This is a genomic window from Pseudovibrio sp. POLY-S9 (genome assembly GCF_001431305.1).
GTDB lineage: Bacteria > Pseudomonadota > Alphaproteobacteria > Rhizobiales > Stappiaceae > Pseudovibrio.
On sequence record NZ_LCWX01000239.1, the window covers coordinates 22,217 to 23,529 of the forward strand.

At 50.3% G+C, this 1,313-nt stretch carries 2 protein-coding genes; both read left to right on the forward strand.

Annotated elements, in window-relative coordinates; all coding sequences use genetic code 11:
* Positions 1 to 36 precede the first annotated feature (36 nt).
* Positions 37 to 492, forward strand: a complete 456-nt coding sequence (locus PPL9_RS26465; protein WP_057465519.1) for a hypothetical protein — start codon at positions 37 to 39, stop codon at positions 490 to 492.
* Between the two features lie 54 nt (positions 493 to 546).
* A complete protein-coding gene (locus PPL9_RS26470; RefSeq protein ID WP_208989652.1) occupies positions 547 to 996 on the forward strand; it encodes a hypothetical protein in 450 nt (149 codons plus the stop codon).
* The last annotated feature ends 317 nt before the right edge of the window (positions 997 to 1,313 follow it).

The following is a 1,313-nucleotide window of genomic DNA, read 5'->3' on the forward strand; positions in this document are numbered from 1 at the left end:
CGTCATACCACCCAACGATACGGGACGGATAAAACAATGAAAACACTGCTCCTGACCACAATCGCCTTCACGGCACTGGCCATCACCAGCACCGCTGCTCTGGCCGTCGCACAAAGGCTGGGGCCCGGCGATAAAACAATCACCTTCTCCAATCTCTCCATGACAGACGGCAGTCCAGATGATGGAACCTGCGAAAAGCGCTACGGTGAAGGCTTCACAACCAAGGACCACCCGGACTCCACCAATGACACGCTTAAACGCGGCACGGACAAAGGCCACGACATTCTGGTCATCGCCATGGGTGGCAGCGTCAGCGGGGGCATCTTCTCAATCGAGAACGAGTACGAGATCATTTTCCCGGGAGATGAAACCAAAACACCTGTTGACGTGGAACTCGCTGCAACAGGTCTGGTCGGCACTCAGGAAGCGTCCGGCGTTTTCTCCGACGGCACCTGCCGCGGAACACTGCACATCAAGGTATTGGAACCATAAGTGTAATGATACGGGCCATCTCAACTCACCAATAATGACGTAATGGAGCGAACGTTGAAAATACTCTTCCTGGCCATTTTCAACGCACTGGCGCTGATCATCGCAAGCACCTCTGCACAAGCGATAATCGAGAAGCTGCATTTCAATGACAACATAATCACCTTCTCCAATGTCTCTATGATCAATGGAAGCGCGCCAGACGACATCTGTTTGAAACGATACGGTGAGGAGTTAGCAACAAGAGATCACCCCGACTCTACAAAGTTTTCCATCAAACGTATGACCGACAAAGGCCATGACATCACAGTAGCTTCACGAAGCATCAATGTGACCGAAGGCATCTTTTCCATCGAAAGCCGATATGAAGTTCTCTTTCCAGATGACGACAGCCAAACACCCGTTCACCTAACCATAACGACGACCGGACTGATCGGAGACAAAGAAGCGACTGGACTGTTCTCAGATGGCACCTGCAGAGGGGCCATCAAGGTCAAAAATAAATAAATTGATTAATACACTCGAGAAAAACTAGATAAGCCGTTCGAGGTGTACTCTTTCACTGCATTAAACAAGCACTGAGGAGAACACCCTGCGCTTAAAGCATCACTTTAAGCGCAACTCCAAATGACTCTTGGTTTTCAAAGAGCTACACCCATTTAATGAATCACTTTCAAAAGCACCTAAGCTGAAACTCCAGCCGTTTCCAAAATGATCCGGGCAGCCTTGCCTGCCTGGCTTTCCCCTTCAGGCAAACGCATCTTTTCATCAATACGAGAGAACGCGTCCAGCTGCGCCCGCCGCTCTGGACTGTCAGACAGCAG